Origin of the sequence: Kocuria tytonicola (assembly GCF_003687455.1) — a bacterium.
GTDB classification, from domain to species: Bacteria; Actinomycetota; Actinomycetes; order Actinomycetales; family Micrococcaceae; genus Kocuria; species Kocuria tytonicola.
Genome location: NZ_PHOA01000020.1, coordinates 1 through 16,943, shown reverse-complemented (window position 1 = coordinate 16,943; position 16,943 = coordinate 1). Strand labels below are relative to the sequence as shown.

The 16,943-nt window shown below is 71.8% G+C and carries 12 protein-coding genes and 1 tRNA gene; 6 read left to right on the top strand and 7 right to left on the bottom strand.

The window, feature by feature from the left end; genetic code table 11:
• Nucleotides 1-24: 24 nt before the first annotated feature.
• The 6 genes from CWC38_RS04100 to CWC38_RS04075 all read right to left on the bottom strand — a co-directional run bounded on the left by CWC38_RS04100 (nt 25) and on the right by CWC38_RS04075 (nt 8,298).
• Nucleotides 25-2,001: an FMN-binding glutamate synthase family protein gene (locus tag CWC38_RS04100; protein WP_121845553.1), complete on the bottom strand. Its 1,977-nt coding sequence runs from the start codon at nt 1,999-2,001 to the stop codon at nt 25-27.
• Nucleotides 2,002-2,168: 167 nt separating this feature from the next.
• Nucleotides 2,169-2,450 carry an HPr family phosphocarrier protein gene (locus CWC38_RS04095; protein ID WP_121845552.1) on the bottom strand — a complete coding sequence of 94 codons (282 nt, stop codon included), beginning with the start codon at nt 2,448-2,450 and terminating at the stop codon, nt 2,169-2,171.
• Nucleotides 2,451-2,516: 66 nt separating this feature from the next.
• The gene (gene ptsP / locus CWC38_RS04090) at nt 2,517-4,241 is read right to left on the bottom strand and encodes a phosphoenolpyruvate--protein phosphotransferase (RefSeq protein WP_121845551.1); all 1,725 of its coding nucleotides are present in this window, start codon (nt 4,239-4,241) and stop codon (nt 2,517-2,519) included.
• Between the two features lie 5 nt (nt 4,242-4,246).
• A complete protein-coding gene (locus tag CWC38_RS04085) occupies nt 4,247-6,481 on the bottom strand; it encodes a PTS fructose transporter subunit IIABC (protein WP_121845550.1) in 2,235 nt (744 codons plus the stop codon).
• 54 nt (nt 6,482-6,535) lie between these two features.
• Nucleotides 6,536-7,510 carry a 1-phosphofructokinase family hexose kinase gene (locus CWC38_RS04080; RefSeq protein WP_121845549.1) on the bottom strand — a complete coding sequence of 325 codons (975 nt, stop codon included), beginning with the start codon at nt 7,508-7,510 and terminating at the stop codon, nt 6,536-6,538.
• Nucleotides 7,507-8,298 carry a DeoR/GlpR family DNA-binding transcription regulator gene (locus CWC38_RS04075; RefSeq protein WP_121845548.1) on the bottom strand — a complete coding sequence of 264 codons (792 nt, stop codon included), beginning with the start codon at nt 8,296-8,298 and terminating at the stop codon, nt 7,507-7,509. The genes CWC38_RS04080 and CWC38_RS04075 overlap by 4 nt, the downstream gene beginning before the upstream one ends.
• Before the next feature lie 202 nt (nt 8,299-8,500).
• Here CWC38_RS04075 and CWC38_RS04070 point away from each other — a divergent pair, with 202 nt between their 5' ends.
• The 4 genes from CWC38_RS04070 (at nt 8,501) to CWC38_RS04055 (ending at nt 13,090) form a co-directional block, all read left to right on the top strand.
• Entirely contained in the window at nt 8,501-10,246 is a 1,746-nt protein-coding gene (locus tag CWC38_RS04070) for an ABC transporter ATP-binding protein (RefSeq protein WP_121845547.1), read from the top strand.
• Complete coding sequence (locus tag CWC38_RS04065; RefSeq protein WP_121845546.1) at nt 10,243-12,186, top strand: ABC transporter ATP-binding protein; 1,944 nt, start codon at nt 10,243-10,245, stop codon at nt 12,184-12,186. Before CWC38_RS04070 ends, CWC38_RS04065 begins: the two co-directional genes overlap by 4 nt.
• Nucleotides 12,187-12,284: 98 nt before the next feature.
• Nucleotides 12,285-12,887 carry a TIGR03085 family metal-binding protein gene (locus CWC38_RS04060; protein ID WP_165860335.1) on the top strand — a complete coding sequence of 201 codons (603 nt, stop codon included), beginning with the start codon at nt 12,285-12,287 and terminating at the stop codon, nt 12,885-12,887.
• A gap of 126 nt (nt 12,888-13,013) precedes the next feature.
• Nucleotides 13,014-13,090, top strand: a tRNA-Thr gene (locus tag CWC38_RS04055).
• Between the two features lie 78 nt (nt 13,091-13,168).
• Here the strand turns inward: CWC38_RS04055 and CWC38_RS04050 are convergent.
• Nucleotides 13,169-14,098 (bottom strand): DsbA family protein, encoded by a 930-nt coding sequence (locus tag CWC38_RS04050; protein ID WP_121845544.1) that lies wholly within the window; start codon nt 14,096-14,098, stop codon nt 13,169-13,171.
• Between the two features lie 316 nt (nt 14,099-14,414).
• On the opposite strand from CWC38_RS04050, the gene CWC38_RS04045 reads away from it, so the two are divergent.
• Entirely contained in the window at nt 14,415-16,031 is a 1,617-nt protein-coding gene (locus CWC38_RS04045; protein ID WP_240625039.1) for an alpha,alpha-trehalose-phosphate synthase (UDP-forming), read from the top strand.
• A partial coding sequence (gene otsB, locus CWC38_RS04040) for a trehalose-phosphatase (RefSeq protein WP_121845563.1) occupies nt 16,024-16,943 on the top strand: 920 nt, incomplete at its 3' end. The genes CWC38_RS04045 and otsB, both read left to right, overlap by 8 nt.

Sequence of the window (16,943 nt, the reverse complement as noted above, 5' to 3'; positions counted from 1 at the left end):
GCCTCACATGGTATCCCGCCCGGCTCAGGCGAGCCCGGGGTTGCGGGTGCGGGAGTCGTCGTCCGGGTCCACGTTGCCCGGTTCCGGTGCCGGATCCCGCAGGGTGTGCTGCGCGCCCGGTGCGGTTCCGGGCTCGCCCTCGGGGCGGGTGCTCGTTCCCGGGGTCGACTCACCCGGGGTCTCGGCAGCCGCCTCGGCCGCGGCCGGGCTCGGCGTGCGCTGCCCGGCCGCTCCGGGTCCGGCGACGACGCCGCCCGCGGCCCGGGCGCCGTCGTCATCCCGGAGGGCCGGCCCTGGGCCGGGACCGCCCCCGGCCCGGACGCCCGCGCCCGCGAGCGCGTACTTCCGGTCCGCAGCGGGGACCACCCCGCCGGGCGAGAGCGGCCCGCGGTCGTTGAACACGTACTTGCCGGGGTGCCCGGCCGTGAAGCGGTCCGGGTCCGCGTAGTCCCAGTCCTCGCCCCAGCCGCCCTCCACACCCTCGAACAGCTGCCCGGGGGTGAGCCACTGGTAGAGGGACTCGTAGGAGATGCTCTGGGTGGCCGTGACCTTGCGGCGCAGCATCTCGCGCGTGAGCTCCTCGGGGTGGTCGCAGCCCATGGTGGAGATGATCTGCCCGGCCTCCTCCACGGTGAGGCGGTGGTAGCGCTCCACGCGGTCGCCCTTGTCCTCGACGTCCAGGGCGCGGTACAGCCGGGGGTCCTGGGTGGTGACGCCCACGGGGCACTTGTTGGTGTGGCACGCCTGCGCCTGGATGCAGCCCACGGCCATCATCATGGCGCGGGCGCTCATGCAGAAGTCCGCGCCCTGGATGATGTGGCGCACGATGTCGTGGCCCGAGGTGATCTTCCCGGCGCAGCCGAGCTTGATCCGGTCCCGCAGCCCGGCGCCCACGAGCGCGTTGTGCACCAGGATCAGGCCCTCCACCAGGGGTGTGCCCACGTGGTCCTGGTACTCCAGGGGTGCCGCTCCCGTCCCGCCCTCGGCGCCATCCACGATGATGAAGTCCGGTGTCACGCCCTCCTCGATCATGGCCTTGCAGATGGCCAGGAACTCCACGCGGGAGCCCACGCAGAGCTTGAACCCCACGGGCTTGCCGTTGGAGAGCTCCCGCAGCTGCGCCAGGAACCGCACGAGCTCACGGGGTGTGGTGAACGCGGAGTGGCTGGCCGGGGAGATGCAGGTCTGACCCTCGGGCACCCCGCGGGCCTCGGCGATCTCCTGGGTCACCTTGGCACCCGGAAGCACACCTCCCAGTCCGGGCTTGGCCCCCTGGGAGAGCTTGATGTTCACGGCCTTGACCTGTGGGAGGTTGGCCTTCTCCCGGAAGATCTCGGGGTCGAAGTGCCCGTCCGCGTCCCGGGTGCCGAAGTAGCCGGAGCCGAACTCCCAGATGATGTCCGCGTCGTGGGCCAAGTGGTACTTCGTGAGACCGCCCTCTCCCGTCTCCTGGGCGAAACCGCCCTTGGCGGCACCCTTGTTCATGGCCAGAACGGCATTCTTCGACAGCGAACCGAAGCTCATGGCGGAGATGTTGAGCAGGGAGGCGTCGTAGGGCTGCCGGCAGTCCGGCCCGCCCAGTCGCACCCGGTGCTCGTCCTTCGGGGCCGCCCGGGGGGCCACCGACTGCACGAAGTACTCGTAGCCGGGCTCGTTGACGTCCAGCTCCGTGCCGAACGCCTTGTCCCCCTTGAAGCCCTTGGCGCGGGAGTAGACCAGGGAGCGCTGGTCCCGGTCGAACGGCTTGCCGTCGTAGTTGCGCTCGATGAAGTACTGCTGGATCTCGGGGCGGATCTTCTCCAGGAAGAACCGCATGTGGCCGAGCACCGGGAAGTTGCGCAGGACGGAGTGCTTGCGCTGGGTGGCGTCGCGCACACCCACGAGGAGCAGCAGGAGGAAGACGGCAGCGGGGATCCACCATCCCCAGGGACCGAGCACGGCCGCGAGCACCGTGGCGAGGGTGGCCAGTGTGAGGCCACCGAGGATCAGAAGTCGCACCATGGGGACACCGTACCCCCGCCCGACGCCGCGCACCCTCCGTCCCGCCGTGCGACGCGGGCCCCACCCACCGCCGCGGCCGCACCCGGCGACCACCCGCGGAGGCCCCGGACACGACGGAGCGCCGGGCACCCGCGAGGGGCACCCGGCGCTCGGTCACGCGGGGTCGCTCAGTCCGCGTCGAGGTCCGTCTCGATGATCCCGGCGAGGTGCTCGAGCGCCTCCTCGGCACCGTGGCCCTCGGCGGCCAGGACCACCCTGTCCCCGTGGGACGCGCCCAGGGACATCAGGGAGAGCACCGAGGAGGCGTCCATGCCCTCCTCGGCATCCTCGCCCTCCGCGCGGATGGTGATCTCGAGGTTCTCGTACTCCCCTGCCGCCTCGGCGAAGATCGCTGCGGGGCGGGCGTGCAGGCCCACTCGGGAGGCCACGGTGGCGGTGCGTTCGGTCATGTCAGCTCCTGGTCAGGTTGGTTGTCGGGTCGGGTCGGTGGTGGAACGGGTCAGTGTGGAACGGGGTCACAGCCCCAGCTCCGCGAGCACGGGCAGCTGCGCCCGCACCGCGTCCCTGGCCTCGGAGGCGCTCGTGGCCTCCAGGGCGAGTACCGCGAGCCGCCGCGCCTCGGTGGCGTCCACGCTCGCGAGCACGGTGGCGACCGCGGCGAGCGAGCGGGGGCTCATGGAGAGCGTGTCCACGCCCAGCCCCACGAGCACCACGGCCAGCGCGGGGTCCGCGGCGGCTTCACCACACACCCCCACGCTCTTGTGCGTTCCGCTCGTGGTGCCCGACGCCGCCGCGCCGCGCGTCACGCACTCCACCATCCGCAGCACGGCGGGCTGCCACGGGGAGTTCAGCTCGGCCAGGGAGCCGAGCATCCGGTCCGCCGCCATCGTGTACTGGGTGAGGTCGTTCGTGCCGAGCGAGACGAAGTCCACGCGGTCCAGGATCTGCTCGGCCGTGAGTGCCGCGGCCGGTGTCTCCACCATGACACCGCACACCGGCAGCCCCGCCTCGTGCGCGAGCTCCTGGAAGTGCACCGCCTCGGACACCGTGGCGATCATGGGGGCCATGACCCACACCTCCGCCCCGCTGCCCTCCCGGGCCGCGGCGATCGCCTCGAGCTGGCGCGCCAGCACACCGGGGGTGGTCCAGTCCGTGCGGTAGCCGCGCACGCCCAGCGCCGGGTTGGGCTCCTCGGCGTCCGTGAGGAACGGCAGGGGCTTGTCCGCGCCCGCGTCCAGCGTGCGCACCACCACCTTGCGGTCCCCGAACGCCGCGAAGACCTCCGCGTACGCCGCGGTCTGCTCCTCCACGGTGGGCTCGGCGTCCCGGCCCAGGAAGCAGAACTCGGTGCGCAGCAGCCCCACACCCTGGGCGCCGGCCTCCGCCGCCGCCCGGGCGTCGTCGCCCGTGCCCACGTTGGCCAGCAGCGGCACGGGTGTGCCGTCCGAGAGCGCACCGTGGCCGTCGAAGGACGCGAGCCGCTCGGCGGTGCGCCGCCACGCGGCCACGGCCTCCGCCTCGGTCTCGCCGGGAGCGGTGACCACGGTGCCCGCGGCCCCGTCCACGAAGACCGGCGTGCCGGCGTCGAGGTCCAGGACGCCCTGCACCGCGACGACGGCGGGCAGCCCCAGGTTGCGCGCCAGGATGGCGGTGTGGGACTGCGGCCCGCCGGAGACCGTGACGAGTGCGAGCACCACGTCCGGGTCCAGCACGGCGGTGTCCGCCGGCGCGAGGTCCTCGGCGGCGAGCACGAACGGCTCGCGGCGCTGGGGCACTCCCGGGGCGTCCTCGCCGCGCAGCTCGGCCACGAGGCGGGCGCGGACGTCCTCGATGTCCGCCGCGCGCTCCGCCATGTACCCGCCCATGGCCCGCATCTGGTCCGCGTACGCCGTGGCGGCCTGCCACAGGGCACGCTCCGGGCTCAGCTGCTGCGACGTCACGAGCTTGACGGCGTTCTTCACGAGGGCCTTGTCACCGGCCATGAGCGCGGTGGCCTTGAGGACCTCGGCGGCCGACTCCGAGCGGGCCCGCGCGGCACGCTCGGTCAGCTCGGCCCTGACGGCGAGCGCGGCCGCCCGGAGCCGGTCGGTCGCGGCCTCGGGGTCCTCGGTGAGCGGCTCGCCCTCGGGCGGCTCGCTCACCGCGGGAGCCATGTGCACGAGCGGTGCGATGACGCGCCCGGGGCTCACGCCCACGCCGTCCAGGATCTCCCGCTGCGGTTGCCTGCTCTGTTCGTCCATGGTCCTCACGCTTCCACGCCCTGCTGCGTCTGGGGAACCCCCGGCACCTCACCGGCGTGCCGCTCCGCACCTCCGAGGCGCTTGAGCACCGTCACGAGCACGCCGACGATCACGGTGCCCACCAGGATCGAGAGCAGGAAGCCGCCCCACCCGCCGATCACCGGCAGGATCCAGATGCCGCCGTGCGGCGCGGCGGAGGTGACGCCGAAGGCCATGCACAGGGCACCGGTGACCGCGCCTCCCACCATGGAGGCGGGGATCACGCGCAGCGGGTCCGCCGCGGCGAACGGGATGGCGCCCTCGGAGATGAAGGACGCACCCAGCAGCCACGAGGTCTTGCCGTTCTCGCGCTCGGCCGCGGTGAAGTACTTCCGGCCCAGCGCCGTGGAGGCCAGCGCCAGCCCCAGCGGGGCCACCATGCCCGAGGCGATCACGGCGGCCATGATCTCCTGTGGTGCCGTGTTCGTGGCGGTCGCCGCCCCCAGCCCGGCCACGGCGAAGGAGTAGGCCACCTTGTTGATGGGTCCACCCAGGTCCGAGCACATCATGAGACCGAGCACGGCACCCAGGGCCACGGCGGACGCGCCGCTCATCCCGGACAGCAGGCCGGTCAGCCACGTCATGAACGCGGCAATGGGCCCGCCGACCACCAGGAACAGCAGCCCGCCCGCGAACAGCGAGGCCAGCACGGGGATGATGACCACGGGCATCAGGGACCCCAGCCAGCGTGGGAGCCTCGGCAGGGTCAGCCAGTAGGCGCACAGCCCGGCCAGCAGACCGCCCACGATGCCGCCGATGAACCCGGCGCCCATGAAGTTCGCCACGAGCCCCGCCGCGAAACCGGGGGCGATGCCCGGCCGGTCCGCGAGCCCGTACGCGATGTAGCCCGCGAGCGCCGGGACCAGCAGGCTCATGGCGAGGTTGCCGATCTTGAACAGCACCGCCCCCAGGTACATCCCCAGGGACACGTCCCCCAGGTTGCCCAGGGTGGCGGTCTGGAGGATGTCGTCGGCCTGCTTCACCACTTCCACGGGGTCCGCGATCATGAACGCCATGGCCATGAGCAGACCACCCGCCGCCACGAACGGGATCATGTAGCTCACACCCGTCATCACGGCCTTGCGGATCCGGGTGCCCCAGCCCTCGCCCGCGGTCAGCGCGGCCGAGGCCTCCGTGCCGTCGCCGGTGACCTTGGGCGCGTGCGGATCGTCCGCCGCGGCGAGCGCCTCCTCGATCATCTCGCGCGGCTCGTCGATCCCGCGCTTCACGGCGGAGGCGGTGTACGGCAGGCCCGCGAACCGGCCGCGCTCGCGCACGTCCACGTCCGTGGCGAAGATGACGGCCTCCGCCCGCGCGATCACCTGCGGGTCCAGGCGCGTGGCACCCGAGGAGCCCTGCGTCTCGACCTGCAGGTCCACACCCATCTCCCCGGCGGTGTTCGTCAGCGCGTCCGCGGCCATGTAGGTGTGCGCGATCCCGGTGGGGCACGCGGTCACCGCCACGAGCCGACGCGGGCCGGGGCCACCGTCCGGATGCCCGGCGGTGGACTCCCCCTCGGACGACGACGCCGCGGCGCCGCCCCCCGCGGTTCCGGCACCCACCGCTGTGGCTCCGGCCGCGGCAACGCCCGGGACGGGCCGCTCGCGGTGGGCGTGCCCGGCAGCGGTGGTGTCCTGCGCCGTGGCGGGGGTGCCGGCCACGTCCGCGGCGGAACCGGGCGTCGTCGTGGGCGTGCCCGCGGGCGCGGCGCCCTGGTCCGCGGGCCGCGCGGCGTCGTCGTCCTCCGGAGCGAGGCCCAGGGCGCGGTCCACGATGCCCACGATCTCTTCGGGGGAGCTCGCGGCGCGCAGGGACGCGACGAACGGCTTCTTCATGAGCGAGCGCGCGAGCTTGGACAGCAGCTTGAGGTGCTCCTGGTCCGCTCCGGCGGGAGCCGCGATGAAGAAGACGATGTCCGCGGGACCGTCCTTGGCGCCGAAGTCCACGGCGGGGGCGAGCCGCGCCATGACCAGGGTGGCCTGCGTGACGGCCTCGGAGCGGCAGTGCGGGATGCCGATGCCACCCGGGATCCCGGTCGCATTCTTGGCCTCACGGGCGAGGGCGTCCGCGGCGAGCGAGTCCGCGTCCCGCGCGCGTTCCTCCCGGTGGACGGTGGCGGCGAGCTCACGGATCACGTGATCCGTGGACGCGCCCAGGTTCCGGTCCAGCAGGACCAGTCCGGGGGTGATGAGATCCGACATGTCAGGGCTCCTCGAGTAGGGCCGGTGGGGTGGTGGAGCTGTGGAAGAGAGGTCTCAGGGGGCGGGCGGCAGGCGCAGCTCGGTCACCCGCACGGCCTCCGGCGTGGTGTCTGCGACCGTGGGCATCTGGGTGCCGGGAAGGGAGGCGGCCGCCGAGCCGTGGGCCACGGCGTGGCGCAGCCGCTCCTCGGGTGCATCGCCGCGCTCGGCGGCCACGAGGTAGCCGGTGAGTGCGCTGTCACCGGCGCCCACCGTGGAGCGCACCGTGACGGGCCCGTGAACGGCGTGCCACGCCCCCTCGGGGGTGACGAGCACCGCGCCGCTGCCGCCCAGGGTGCACAGCACCGCACCCACGCCGCGGGCCACGAGGTCCCGCGCCGCGGACCCCGCCGCGAGCGGGTCCGCCTCGAGGGCGTCCCCGTCCGTGCGGCCCAGCAGCTGCGCGAGTTCGTGGCCGTTCGGCTTGACGACGTCCGGCAGCACCGCGGCCCCCGGGGCGAGCGCCTCGTGCAGCGGGGCGCCGGAGGTGTCCAGGGCGTACGACGGCGCCGCGGCGCCCAGTGCCCCGCGCACCCGCGCCGCGATCACGGCGTAGACGTCCGGGGCCGGCCCCGGGGGAACGGAGCCCGCGAACACGAGCCAGGACGCCCTCGCGCCGCGGCGCACGATCCGCTCCACGATCCGCTCCACCGTGTGCTCGTCCAGCTCCGGGCCGGGCTCGTTGAGCTTGGTGGTGGTCCCGTCCGGTTCCGTGACGGTGATGTTGGAGCGCACGGGCACCCCGATGGGGACGTTGTCGTAGCGCACCCCCGCCGCGTCCAGCGCGGTGAACAGCGGGTCCGCGGAGTCACCCGGGGCCACCGCCACGGTCTCCACGCCGCTCGCGGACAGCGCGCGCGAGATGTTCACGCCCTTGCCGCCGGGATCCTGCCGGGTGGCGCACGCGCGCTGCACCCTGCCCCGCTGCAGCGGAGCCGTCAGGTCCACCGTGCGGTCCACGGACGGATTGAGGGTCACGGTGATGATCATGCGAGGACCACTTCCACATCGGCGTCTTCGAGGGCTTGGGCCAGCTCCCCCGTGGGGGCCCGGTCCGTGATGAACGTGTCGATCTCCTCCAGGGAGCAGAACCGGGTCAGCGTCTCCCGGTCCTGCTTGCTGGCGTCGCACAGCACCACCACCCGGCGCGCGGCCCGCACGATCGCGGACTTCACCACGGCCTCGATGGGGTCCGGGGTGGAGAGTCCGAAGCGGGCGTGGGCGCCGTTGCAGCCCACGAACGCGAGGTCCGGGCGCAGCTGGTCGTAGTGCTGGGCCGCACGGGAGCCCGTGGCCGCCCAGGTGAGCTTGCGGATCCGCCCGCCCACCAGCTCCAGCCCCACACCCTCGGCGTCCGCGAGCTTGGCCGCGATGTGCAGGGCGTGGGTGATGACCAGCTGCTCCTGGCCGTTCGGCAGGCGGTTGTCCCGGTGCAGCAGCAGCTCCGCGAGCGCCTCCACGGTGGTCCCCGCGTCCAGCACCACCGCACCCGCTCCGGCCTGCTGCAGCAGTTCGAGCGCCTTCACCGCGATGCTGTGCTTCTCGGCGGTGGCCAGGCGCTGCCGGGAGTCCATGCCCTGCTCACCGCTCGTGGACTGGTCCACGGACACGGCCCCGCCGTGCACGCGGCGCAGCCGCCCCGCGGTCTCCAGCACCGCCAGATCCCGGCGGATGGTCTCCATGGTCACGCCGAAGCGCTGGGCCAGGTCCGCGCCGTTGACGCGGCGCTCGCGGCTCACGGTGCGCGCGATCTCCTCGTGGCGTTCTGCTGCGAACATGGTCCCCTCACGAACGGGTGCGACGGTGGTGGCGCTCCTGTGGATGTGAGCTTATGTCTGTTTATGTGGTTTTACTAGCCCCTGTTCCCACATCCGGTCGCATGACGCACGGTCCATCGACTCGATCCACCGGTTCCATCACCGCGTATATTGGGCCCGTCACCGGCTCCGGCCACGCTGCTCTGCGTCAGGATCGACCGTCATGCTGCTGCGTCTGCTGCGCACCTCTCTCCGCCCCTACATCCCCTGGGTGGTGGGCGTCCTCGTGTTCCAGCTGCTCTCCACGATCGCCACCCTCTACCTGCCGAGTCTCAACGCGCGCATCATCGACAACGGCGTGACACGCGGGGACACGGACTACATCTGGCGCACGGGCTCCGTGATGCTCGCGGTGGCCCTCGCCCAGGTGGTGGCGGCCGTCGTGGCCGTGTGGTGCGGCGCCCGCACCGCCATCGGGCTCGGCCGGGACCTGCGCGGCAGCGTGTACCGCCGGGTGGCCACGTTCAGCGCCCGGGAGGTCGGGACCTTCGGCGCGCCCTCGCTCATCACCCGCAACACCAACGACGTCCAGCAGGTCCAGATGCTCACCCTCATGGGGCTGAACTTCATGGTCATGGCGCCCATCATGTGCGTCGGCGGGATCGTCATGGCGGTGCGCGAGGACGCCGGCCTCTCGTGGCTGGTGTGGGTCTCCATCCCCGTGATGGGCGTGCTCCTGGGCCTGGTGGTCTCCCGGCTCATGCCGTGGTTCCGCGTCATGCAGGAGCGCATTGACGGCATCAACGGGGTGCTGCGGGAGCAGATCACCGGCATCCGGGTGATCCGGGCTTTCGTGAAGGAGCCCTTCGAGACGCAGCGCTTCCAGCGGGCCAACCAGGACCTCACGGACATCTCCCTGCGGATCGGCGCGCTGTTCGTGCTGATGTTCCCGGTGATCAACATGGTCATGCACCTGGCCACCGCCGCGGTGCTGTGGTTCGGCGGGCACCGCGTTGACCAGGGCCAGATCGAGGTGGGCGCGCTGACGGCGTTCCTGCAGTACATGCTGCAGATCCTCATGGCCGTCATGATGGCCACCTTCATGTTCATGATGGTCCCGCGCGCCGTGGTGTGCGCCGAGCGGATCACCGAGGTGCTGGACACCGAGCCGAGCATGCACCCGCCCCGCCGACCCGCCACCGCACCCCGTCCGAAAGGACGGGTGCAGTTCCGGGATGTCTCCTTCCGCTACCCCGGCGCCGAGGAGCCCGTGCTGGACGAGATCGACTTCTCCGCAGAGCCCGGCCGCACGGTGGCCGTGGTGGGCGCCACCGGTTCCGGCAAGACCACGCTCGTGAGCCTCATCCCGCGCCTGCTGGACCCGGTCCGCGGCGAGGTGCTCCTGGACGGCGTCCCCCTGACCGAGTACGCCCCCGAGGACCTCGCCGGGCGGATCGGACTGGTCCCCCAGCGGCCGTTCCTCTTCTCCGGCACCGTGGCCAGCAACCTGCGCTTCGGCCGCGAGGACGCCACGGACGAGGAGCTGTGGGAGGCCCTGCGCGTGGCCCAGGCCGAGGACTTCGTCCGCGAGATGCCGCAGGGCCTGGACTCCCCCGTGTCCCAGGGCGGCACCAACGTCTCGGGTGGTCAGCGCCAGCGGCTCAGCATCGCCCGCGCCCTCGTGGCCCGCCCCTCCGTCTACGTCTTCGACGACTCCTTCTCAGCGCTCGACGTCGCCACGGACGCCCGCCTGCGCGCGGCCCTGCACCCCGTGACCCGCCACGCGACGGTCGTCACCGTGGCCCAGCGGATCTCCAGCATCACGGACGCGGACCTCATCCTCGTGCTCGAGCACGGGCGCATCATCGCCCGCGGCACCCACGAGGAGCTCGTGGCGCACAGCGAGACCTACCGGGAGATCGTCACCTCGCAGCTCTCGGCCGACCAGACCACCGGAGGCGAACTGTGAGCGAGACCCAGGAACCGGCCAGGAAGCCGCAGCGGTTCTGGCCCTCGGCCGTGCGGCTCGTGAAACTCATGGCCCCCCACAAGGCCGCGCTCGCTCTCGTGGTGGCCGCCGTGGTGCTCTCCGTGGTGTTCACCGTGTGGGCGCCACGAGTTCTGGGGCGCGCGATGGACGTGATCTTCGCGGGCGTGGTCGGCAGGTCCCTGCCCGCGGGGACCACCCAGGCGCAGGTGGAGGCCGGGATGCGCGCGCAGGGCCAGGACACCATGGCGGACATGATCTCCGCCATGGACCTCGTGCCGGGTCAGGGCGTGGACTTCACCCGGCTGGGCACGCTGATCCTCACCGTGCTCGCCATGTACACCGTGGCCTCCGTGCTCATGTGGCTGCAGGGCTACGTGCTCAACTTGGTGGTCATGCGCGTGGTCTACGACCTGCGGCAGAGCGTGGAGCGCAAGATCAACGCCCTGCCCCTGAGCTACTTCGACACCCGCCAGCGCGGGGACGTGATGTCCCGGGTGACCAACGACGTGGACAACATCCAGACGGCGCTGCAGCAGGCCTTCTCCCAGCTCGTGGAGAACGTCCTGATGGTGCTGGGGATCACCGTGATGATGTTCGTGGTCTCGTGGCAGATGGCCCTGGTGGCACTCGTGGCCCTGCCGCTGTCCGCGGTGGCCGCCGGGGTGATCGGCTCCCGCTCGCAGAAGATGTTCACGCAGCAGTGGCGGGCCACCGGCCGGCTCAACGGCCACATCGAGGAGTCGTTCTCCGGCCACGAGCTCGTGCACGCGTACGGCCGTCAGGCGCAGATGCAGGCGCAGTTCGACGAGCGCAACGAGGAGCTCTACCGGGCCGCGTTCGGCGCTCAGTTCCTCTCCGGCACGATCATGCCCGTGATGCAGTTCATCTCCTACCTCTCCTACGTGGGCATCGCCGTGATGGGCGGGCTGCGCGTGGCCACGGGCCAGCTGAGCCTGGGGGACGCCACGGCGTTCATCCAGTACTCCCGCGAGTTCACCCAGCCCCTGTCCCAGGTGGCGGGAATGGCCACCCAGCTGCAGTCCGGCATCGCCTCCGCGGAGCGCACGTTCGAGCTGCTCGACGCCACCGAGCAGGAGCCCGAGACCCCCACGCGGACGCTCCCCGCCCGGCTGCGCGGCGAGGTGCGCTTCGAGCACGTGGACTTCTCCTACGACAAGGCCGCCCTCGCCCAGGGGGCCCGCCCCATGATCGAGGACCTCACGTTCTGCGTGGAGCCCGGGCGCACCGTGGCGATCGTGGGACCCACGGGGGCGGGCAAGACCACCCTGGTGAACCTCGTGCTGCGCTTCTACGAGATCGACGGCGGCAGGATCACACTCGATGGCATCGACATCCGGGACCTCGCGCGCAGCGACCTTCGCTCCCAGGTGGGCATGGTGCTCCAGGACGCGTGGCTGTTCGGCGGGACCATCATGGAGAACATCCGCTTCGGACGCCAGGACGCCACGGACGATGAAGTGCTCGAGGCGGCCCGCGCCACGTACGTGGACCGTTTCGTGCGCGCCCTGCCGGACGGCTACGACACGCTGATCACCGAGGACGGCGCCTCCGTGTCCGCGGGCGAGAAGCAGCTGATCACGATTGCGCGTGCCTTCCTCTCCCAGCCGTCCCTGCTGATCCTGGACGAGGCCACCTCCGCGGTGGACACCCGCACAGAGCTGCTCGTGCAGAAGGCCATGGCGGCTCTGCGGGAGCAGCGCACGTCCTTCGTGATCGCACACCGGCTGTCCACCATCCGGGACGCGGACACGATCATCGTGATGCGGGCCGGGCGGATCGTGGAGCAGGGTTCGCACGAGCAGCTGATCGAGGCCCACGGAGCGTACGCCGCCCTCTACGAGGCCCAGTTCAACTCGCCCGAGCCCGAGCTGGACGCCGAGTCCGACCCCGCCACCTGATCCCCCGGAACACCCGCGGGTGGTCCGGGACGGTGGCAATCGGCAGGATCCCCGTCTACCGTGGTCGTCACGGTCCGCCTCACAGAATGGATGTCCTCGTGACCAACTTCGCCAATGTCGAACGCCGCCACCTCGCCGCCCTGCTGCGCCGCGTGGGGCCCGAGGCACCCACCCTGTGCGAGGGCTGGAACACCCGGGACCTCGCCGTGCACCTCGCCATCCGGGATGCCCGCCCGGATGCCGTGCCGGGAACGTTCGCTCCCAGGATTCCCGTGCTGGGCTCGCACGCCAAGACCGTGGACGCCCGGTACCGGCAGCTGCCGTGGGACGAGTTGGTGAACCTCGTGGAGCGCCCGCCACTGCACTCCCCCGGCCGGTGGTCCCCGCTGGACAAGCGCATGAACACCGGCGAGTTCTTCGTGCACCACGAGGACGTCCGCCGGGCGCAGCCCCAGTGGCACCCCCGCCAGCTGCTCAACGACGAGCAGAAGGCCCTGTGGTCCATGATCTCCTTCGGCGCACCCCTGATGCTGCGCCGGGAGAACGAGGCCGTGGTCCTGCTCGCCGCTGGTTTCGGGTCCGTACGCGGTGGCAAGAAGAACGCCCGGCGCGTGAAGATCGTGCGCGGTGAGCCCTCCGAGCTGCTGCTGTGGGCGTTCGGTCGCCAGGAGCAGGCGGACGTGGAGATCTCCCAGGAGTAGCCCAGCCCACCCACTCCACACGAGAGCGGCCGCACCCGAGTCCGGGTGCGGCCGCTCGTCCAGTATCATGGAGCGGTCCCTGCACCGTCTCGCGGCAGCCACCCCGGTGCACAGGGACCAGCGCACGCCTCCTTAGCTCAGTTGGCCAGAGCATCTGTCTTGTAAACAGAGGGTCGCCGGTTCGAATCCGGCAGGGGGCTCCACCCTTCCAGCACGAGACCCCCAGTGGAGAGCATGCTCTCCACCGGGGGTCTCGTGCTGGGCGGACCGCAGCCGCGGTGCTACTTCTTCTTCTCGTCCTTGGCCTTGGAGTCCTTGACCGTGGAGGCCTTGGCCTTCGCGTCCTTGGCGTCGATGGCCTTCTGCAGGGTGTCCGAGAACTTGCCCTTCTCGTACCGTGCCCCGTCCACGAAGATCGAGGGGGTCCCGGCCACACCGTTGGTCACGGACTCGCGGGTGGCCACGTTGACCATGGGCCGGTAGGTGTTCTCGTCCAGGTCGTCCGCGGTGATGCTGGCGCCGTGCTTGTTGGCGATGTCCGCGATCTCCTGGTTGCTCAGCCCGCCGCTGCCCTGGTGGGTGAACATCTCCTGGGAGAACTCCATGTACTGGTCGGGGCTGACCTGCTCCGCCACGAGGTAGGCGGCGTTCGCCGAGCGGGACGAGTACTGGTCCGGGGTGGCCTTGTCCAGGAAGTTGAGGTTGCGGTACTCCACCTCCACCTTGCCGGCATCCACGGCCTTCTTGATGGCGTCCGCGTTCTCCTTCTCGAAGTCGGCGCAGTGCACGCACTCGAAGTCCTGGAAGATCACGAGCTGCACGGGCTTGCCGTTGGTCGCGGCCTTGTCCTTGTTCACCACGCCCAGCGGGGTCTTGGACGTGTCCGGCTCCTCGGGGGCCGGCGGCAGGGTGGAGAGGTCGCGCTCCTTCACGTCGGACGTGTTCTGCGCAATCCTCTCCTTGTTCAGGGTGATCCCGCCGTACTGGTTGGCGCTCGCAGGCACGGGCCCGGACTCGGGGATCTTGGCCTTGCTGTTCTGCCACACCACGAGCCCGATGATGAGGGCGATGGCGAGCACGAGCGCGACGATCCCGAGGATCAGTCCGAGCGGCCTGCCGCTGCTGCGCCGGGACTGCCTGTCCGCGATCTGCCGGGCGCGCTCGCGGGCGTCCGCGGCCGAGGAACCGGCGGTGTTGTTCTTCGAAGCCATGGGGGGCTGGTGTCCTTCCAATGGGCGGGACGGAGGTGTCGGTGATCCGCCCTCAGGGTACCCGGCCGGGGTGCCCGTCTCGACCCGGCCGGCTCCCGGGTGCGCGCTCGCGCGGAGGCGCCGTGCGGCGTCGAGCGCGGCACTGCGGGCCCCGCTGCGCCCCGCACCCGGAGCCCGGGCACCGTGTCCGGGGGATGGCGGTGCCGGCCCCCGGGCCACAGCATCAGCCGTCCCGGTCCCGGTGACGACGACGCCGCGCGGCCACCGGGCGCACATAGACTGGTCCGGACACGCCGCCCCGGGGAAGGATGCCAGCATGAGCGCAGAACAGTCTTTGGAAGAGGTCGCCATCCCGCGGGACGGCTACGACTTCGTCGTGGTCTCCAACCGGCTGCCCGTGGACCGGGACGTGGCGGAGGACGGCAGCAGCTCGTGGCGCCGCTCCCCCGGCGGGCTGGTGAGCGCACTCGCCCCCGTGATGGCGCAGCGCGAGGGCGCGTGGGTGGGGTGGCACGGCGCGCCGGACGAGACGCTCGAGGCGTTCGACCACGACGTCTTCCACCTGGTCCCGGTCTCCCTCTCGGAGCTCGAGGTGAAGCGGTACTACGAGGGGTTCTCGAACGCCACGCTGTGGCCGCTGTACCACGACGTGATCGCCTCGCCGGAGTTCCACCGCACGTGGTGGTACGCCTACCGCCGTGTGAACGAGAGGTTCGCCCGGATGGCCGCACAGACGGCTTCCGAGGGCGCCACCGTGTGGGTGCAGGACTACCAGCTGCAGCTCGTGCCCCGCATGCTGCGCCGGTTGCGCCCGGACGTGACCATTGGTTTCTTCAACCACATCCCGTTCCCTCCCACCGAGATCTTCTCCCAGCTGCCGTGGCGGAAGGCCGTGCTGGAGGGGCTCACGGGTGCGGACCTGATCGGCTTCCAGCGCCCCGGGGACGCCCAGAACTTCCAGCGCTGCGTGCGCCGGTACCTGGGGGTGCAGTTCACCAAGGGGGTCGCGCAGTTCAGCGAGAGCACCGCGGGCGGGGAGGAAACCACCTGGACCGTGAACGCCGGGTCCTACCCCATCTCGATCGACGTGGACTCTATCAAGGAGCTCGCCGACGACCCCTCGGTGCAGGCCCGGGCGCGGGAGATCCGGGAGGAGCTCGGCAACCCGGAAACCATCTTCCTGGGCGTGGATCGCCTGGACTACACCAAGGGCATCCGCCACCGCATCAAGGCGTACGGGGAGCTGCTGCACGACGGCGAACTCTCCGTCGAGGACTCCGTGCTGATCCAGGTGGCCAGCCCGTCCCGCGAGCGCGTGGACTCCTACCGCCAGCTGCGCGAGCTCGTGGAGGGCATGGTGGGCCGGATCAACGGCCAGTACGACACCATCTCCCACACGGCCATCCGCTACCTGCACCACGGCTACCCGTTCGAGGAGATGGTGGCGCTCTACCTGGCCGCGGACGTCATGCTGGTGACCGCGCTGCGGGACGGGATGAACCTCGTGGCCAAGGAGTACGTGGCCGCGCGCCGGGACAAGACGGGCGCGCTCGTGCTCTCCGAGTTCACGGGGGCCGCCGAGCAGCTCAAGCAGGCCGTCCTGGTGAACCCGCACGACATCGACGGCCTCAAGGAGGCCATGCTCTACGCCCGGGACATGCCCGCCACGGAGGCCCGCAAGCGCATGGCCTCGATGCGCCGCCAGGTCCTCACCCACGACGTCGTGGACTGGTCCCACCGCTTCCTGGAGGACCTCGCGTCCCACGCCCGCTCGTCCGCCGACGCCGCCGGGTCCGGCAGCGGGGGCCCCGTCGGCTCCCAGCAGGGTTCCGACCGCTCCTGCGCCCAGGGTTCCCAGGACGGCGCGGGCGGCTCCGGTGGCAACGCCCCGGACGGGGACGGCTCCGGCGCGCGGGCGGGACACGATGGCTGACGCCCGCGGAGTAACCGGTTCCGCCGCCGAGGTGGCTGCCGCACGGCGCAGGGGCCCCGCTCCTGACGATTCTCTCTCCCAGGCCCTCGCCGCTGCGGCGGCCTCTGACTGCCTGCTCGTGGCCCTGGACTTCGACGGCACCCTCGCCCCCTTCACACAGGACCCGGCGGACTCCCGCCCGCTCCCGGCCGCCCAGCAGGCCCTGGATGCCCTCGTGGCGCTGCCGCGCACCACCGTGGCGGTCGTCTCCGGGCGCCCGCTCGACTTCCTGCGCACCGTGGTGGACCCGCAGCGCCGCATGGTCCTCTCCGGCTCGCACGGCGCCGAGGTGGACCTCGGGCCCACGGCCCAGGGCCACGGCGGCAGCGGGATCGAGCTGAGCGCCCCGCAGCGCGAGCTGCTGGACCGTGCGGTGGTAGCCACCCGCCGTCTCGTGTCCCGTCACCCGGGTTCCCACACGGAGCTCAAGCCCGCGGGCGTGGCCTTCCACACCCGACCCCTGCGAGACCCGGTCGAGGCGGAGCGCGCGCTGGCAGAGATGGCGCAGGAGTACTCCCGGCTGCCGGGGCTGCGGGTCACCCCCGGTGAGCACGTGCTCGAGTGCTCGGTGCTCAGTGCCACCAAGGGGGACGGGCTCGCCGCCATCCGTTCGGCGGTCTGCCCGGACGCCACGGTCTTCGCCGGTGACGACGTCACGGACGAGGACGCCCTCGCGGTCCTCGGCCCTCGGGACGTGGGCATCAAGGTGGGGCCCAAGGACACCGTGGCCCCGTGGCGGGTGGCGGACCCCGAGGCGCTGGCCACCGCGCTCGGTCGTCTGGCGCGCGAACGCTCGAGGCTGTTCGGGTCACGCCCCGGCACCGGCCCTGCGGGTGTCGCGGGCGGCGGCTCGACGGGCACCCCCCTGAGATG

Bases quoted from the DNA above. Each gene is read 5' to 3' on its own strand.
- CWC38_RS04080 (WP_121845549.1), bottom strand. From the start codon at position 7,510: ATGATCATCACCGTGACCCTCAATCCGTCCGTGGACCGCACGGTGGAC.
- CWC38_RS04085 (WP_121845550.1), bottom strand. From the start codon at position 6,481: ATGTCGGATCTCATCACCCCCGGACTGGTCCTGCTGGACCGGAACCTG.
- CWC38_RS04045 (WP_240625039.1), top strand. From the start codon at position 14,415: ATGAGCGCAGAACAGTCTTTGGAAGAGGTCGCCATCCCGCGGGACGGC.
- CWC38_RS04070 (WP_121845547.1), top strand. From the start codon at position 8,501: ATGCTGCTGCGTCTGCTGCGCACCTCTCTCCGCCCCTACATCCCCTGG.
- CWC38_RS04100 (WP_121845553.1), bottom strand. From the start codon at position 2,001: ATGGTGCGACTTCTGATCCTCGGTGGCCTCACACTGGCCACCCTCGCC.
- CWC38_RS04050 (WP_121845544.1), bottom strand. From the start codon at position 14,098: ATGGCTTCGAAGAACAACACCGCCGGTTCCTCGGCCGCGGACGCCCGC.
- ptsP (WP_121845551.1), bottom strand. From the start codon at position 4,241: ATGGACGAACAGAGCAGGCAACCGCAGCGGGAGATCCTGGACGGCGTG.
- CWC38_RS04095 (WP_121845552.1), bottom strand. From the start codon at position 2,450: ATGACCGAACGCACCGCCACCGTGGCCTCCCGAGTGGGCCTGCACGCC.
- CWC38_RS04075 (WP_121845548.1), bottom strand. From the start codon at position 8,298: ATGTTCGCAGCAGAACGCCACGAGGAGATCGCGCGCACCGTGAGCCGC.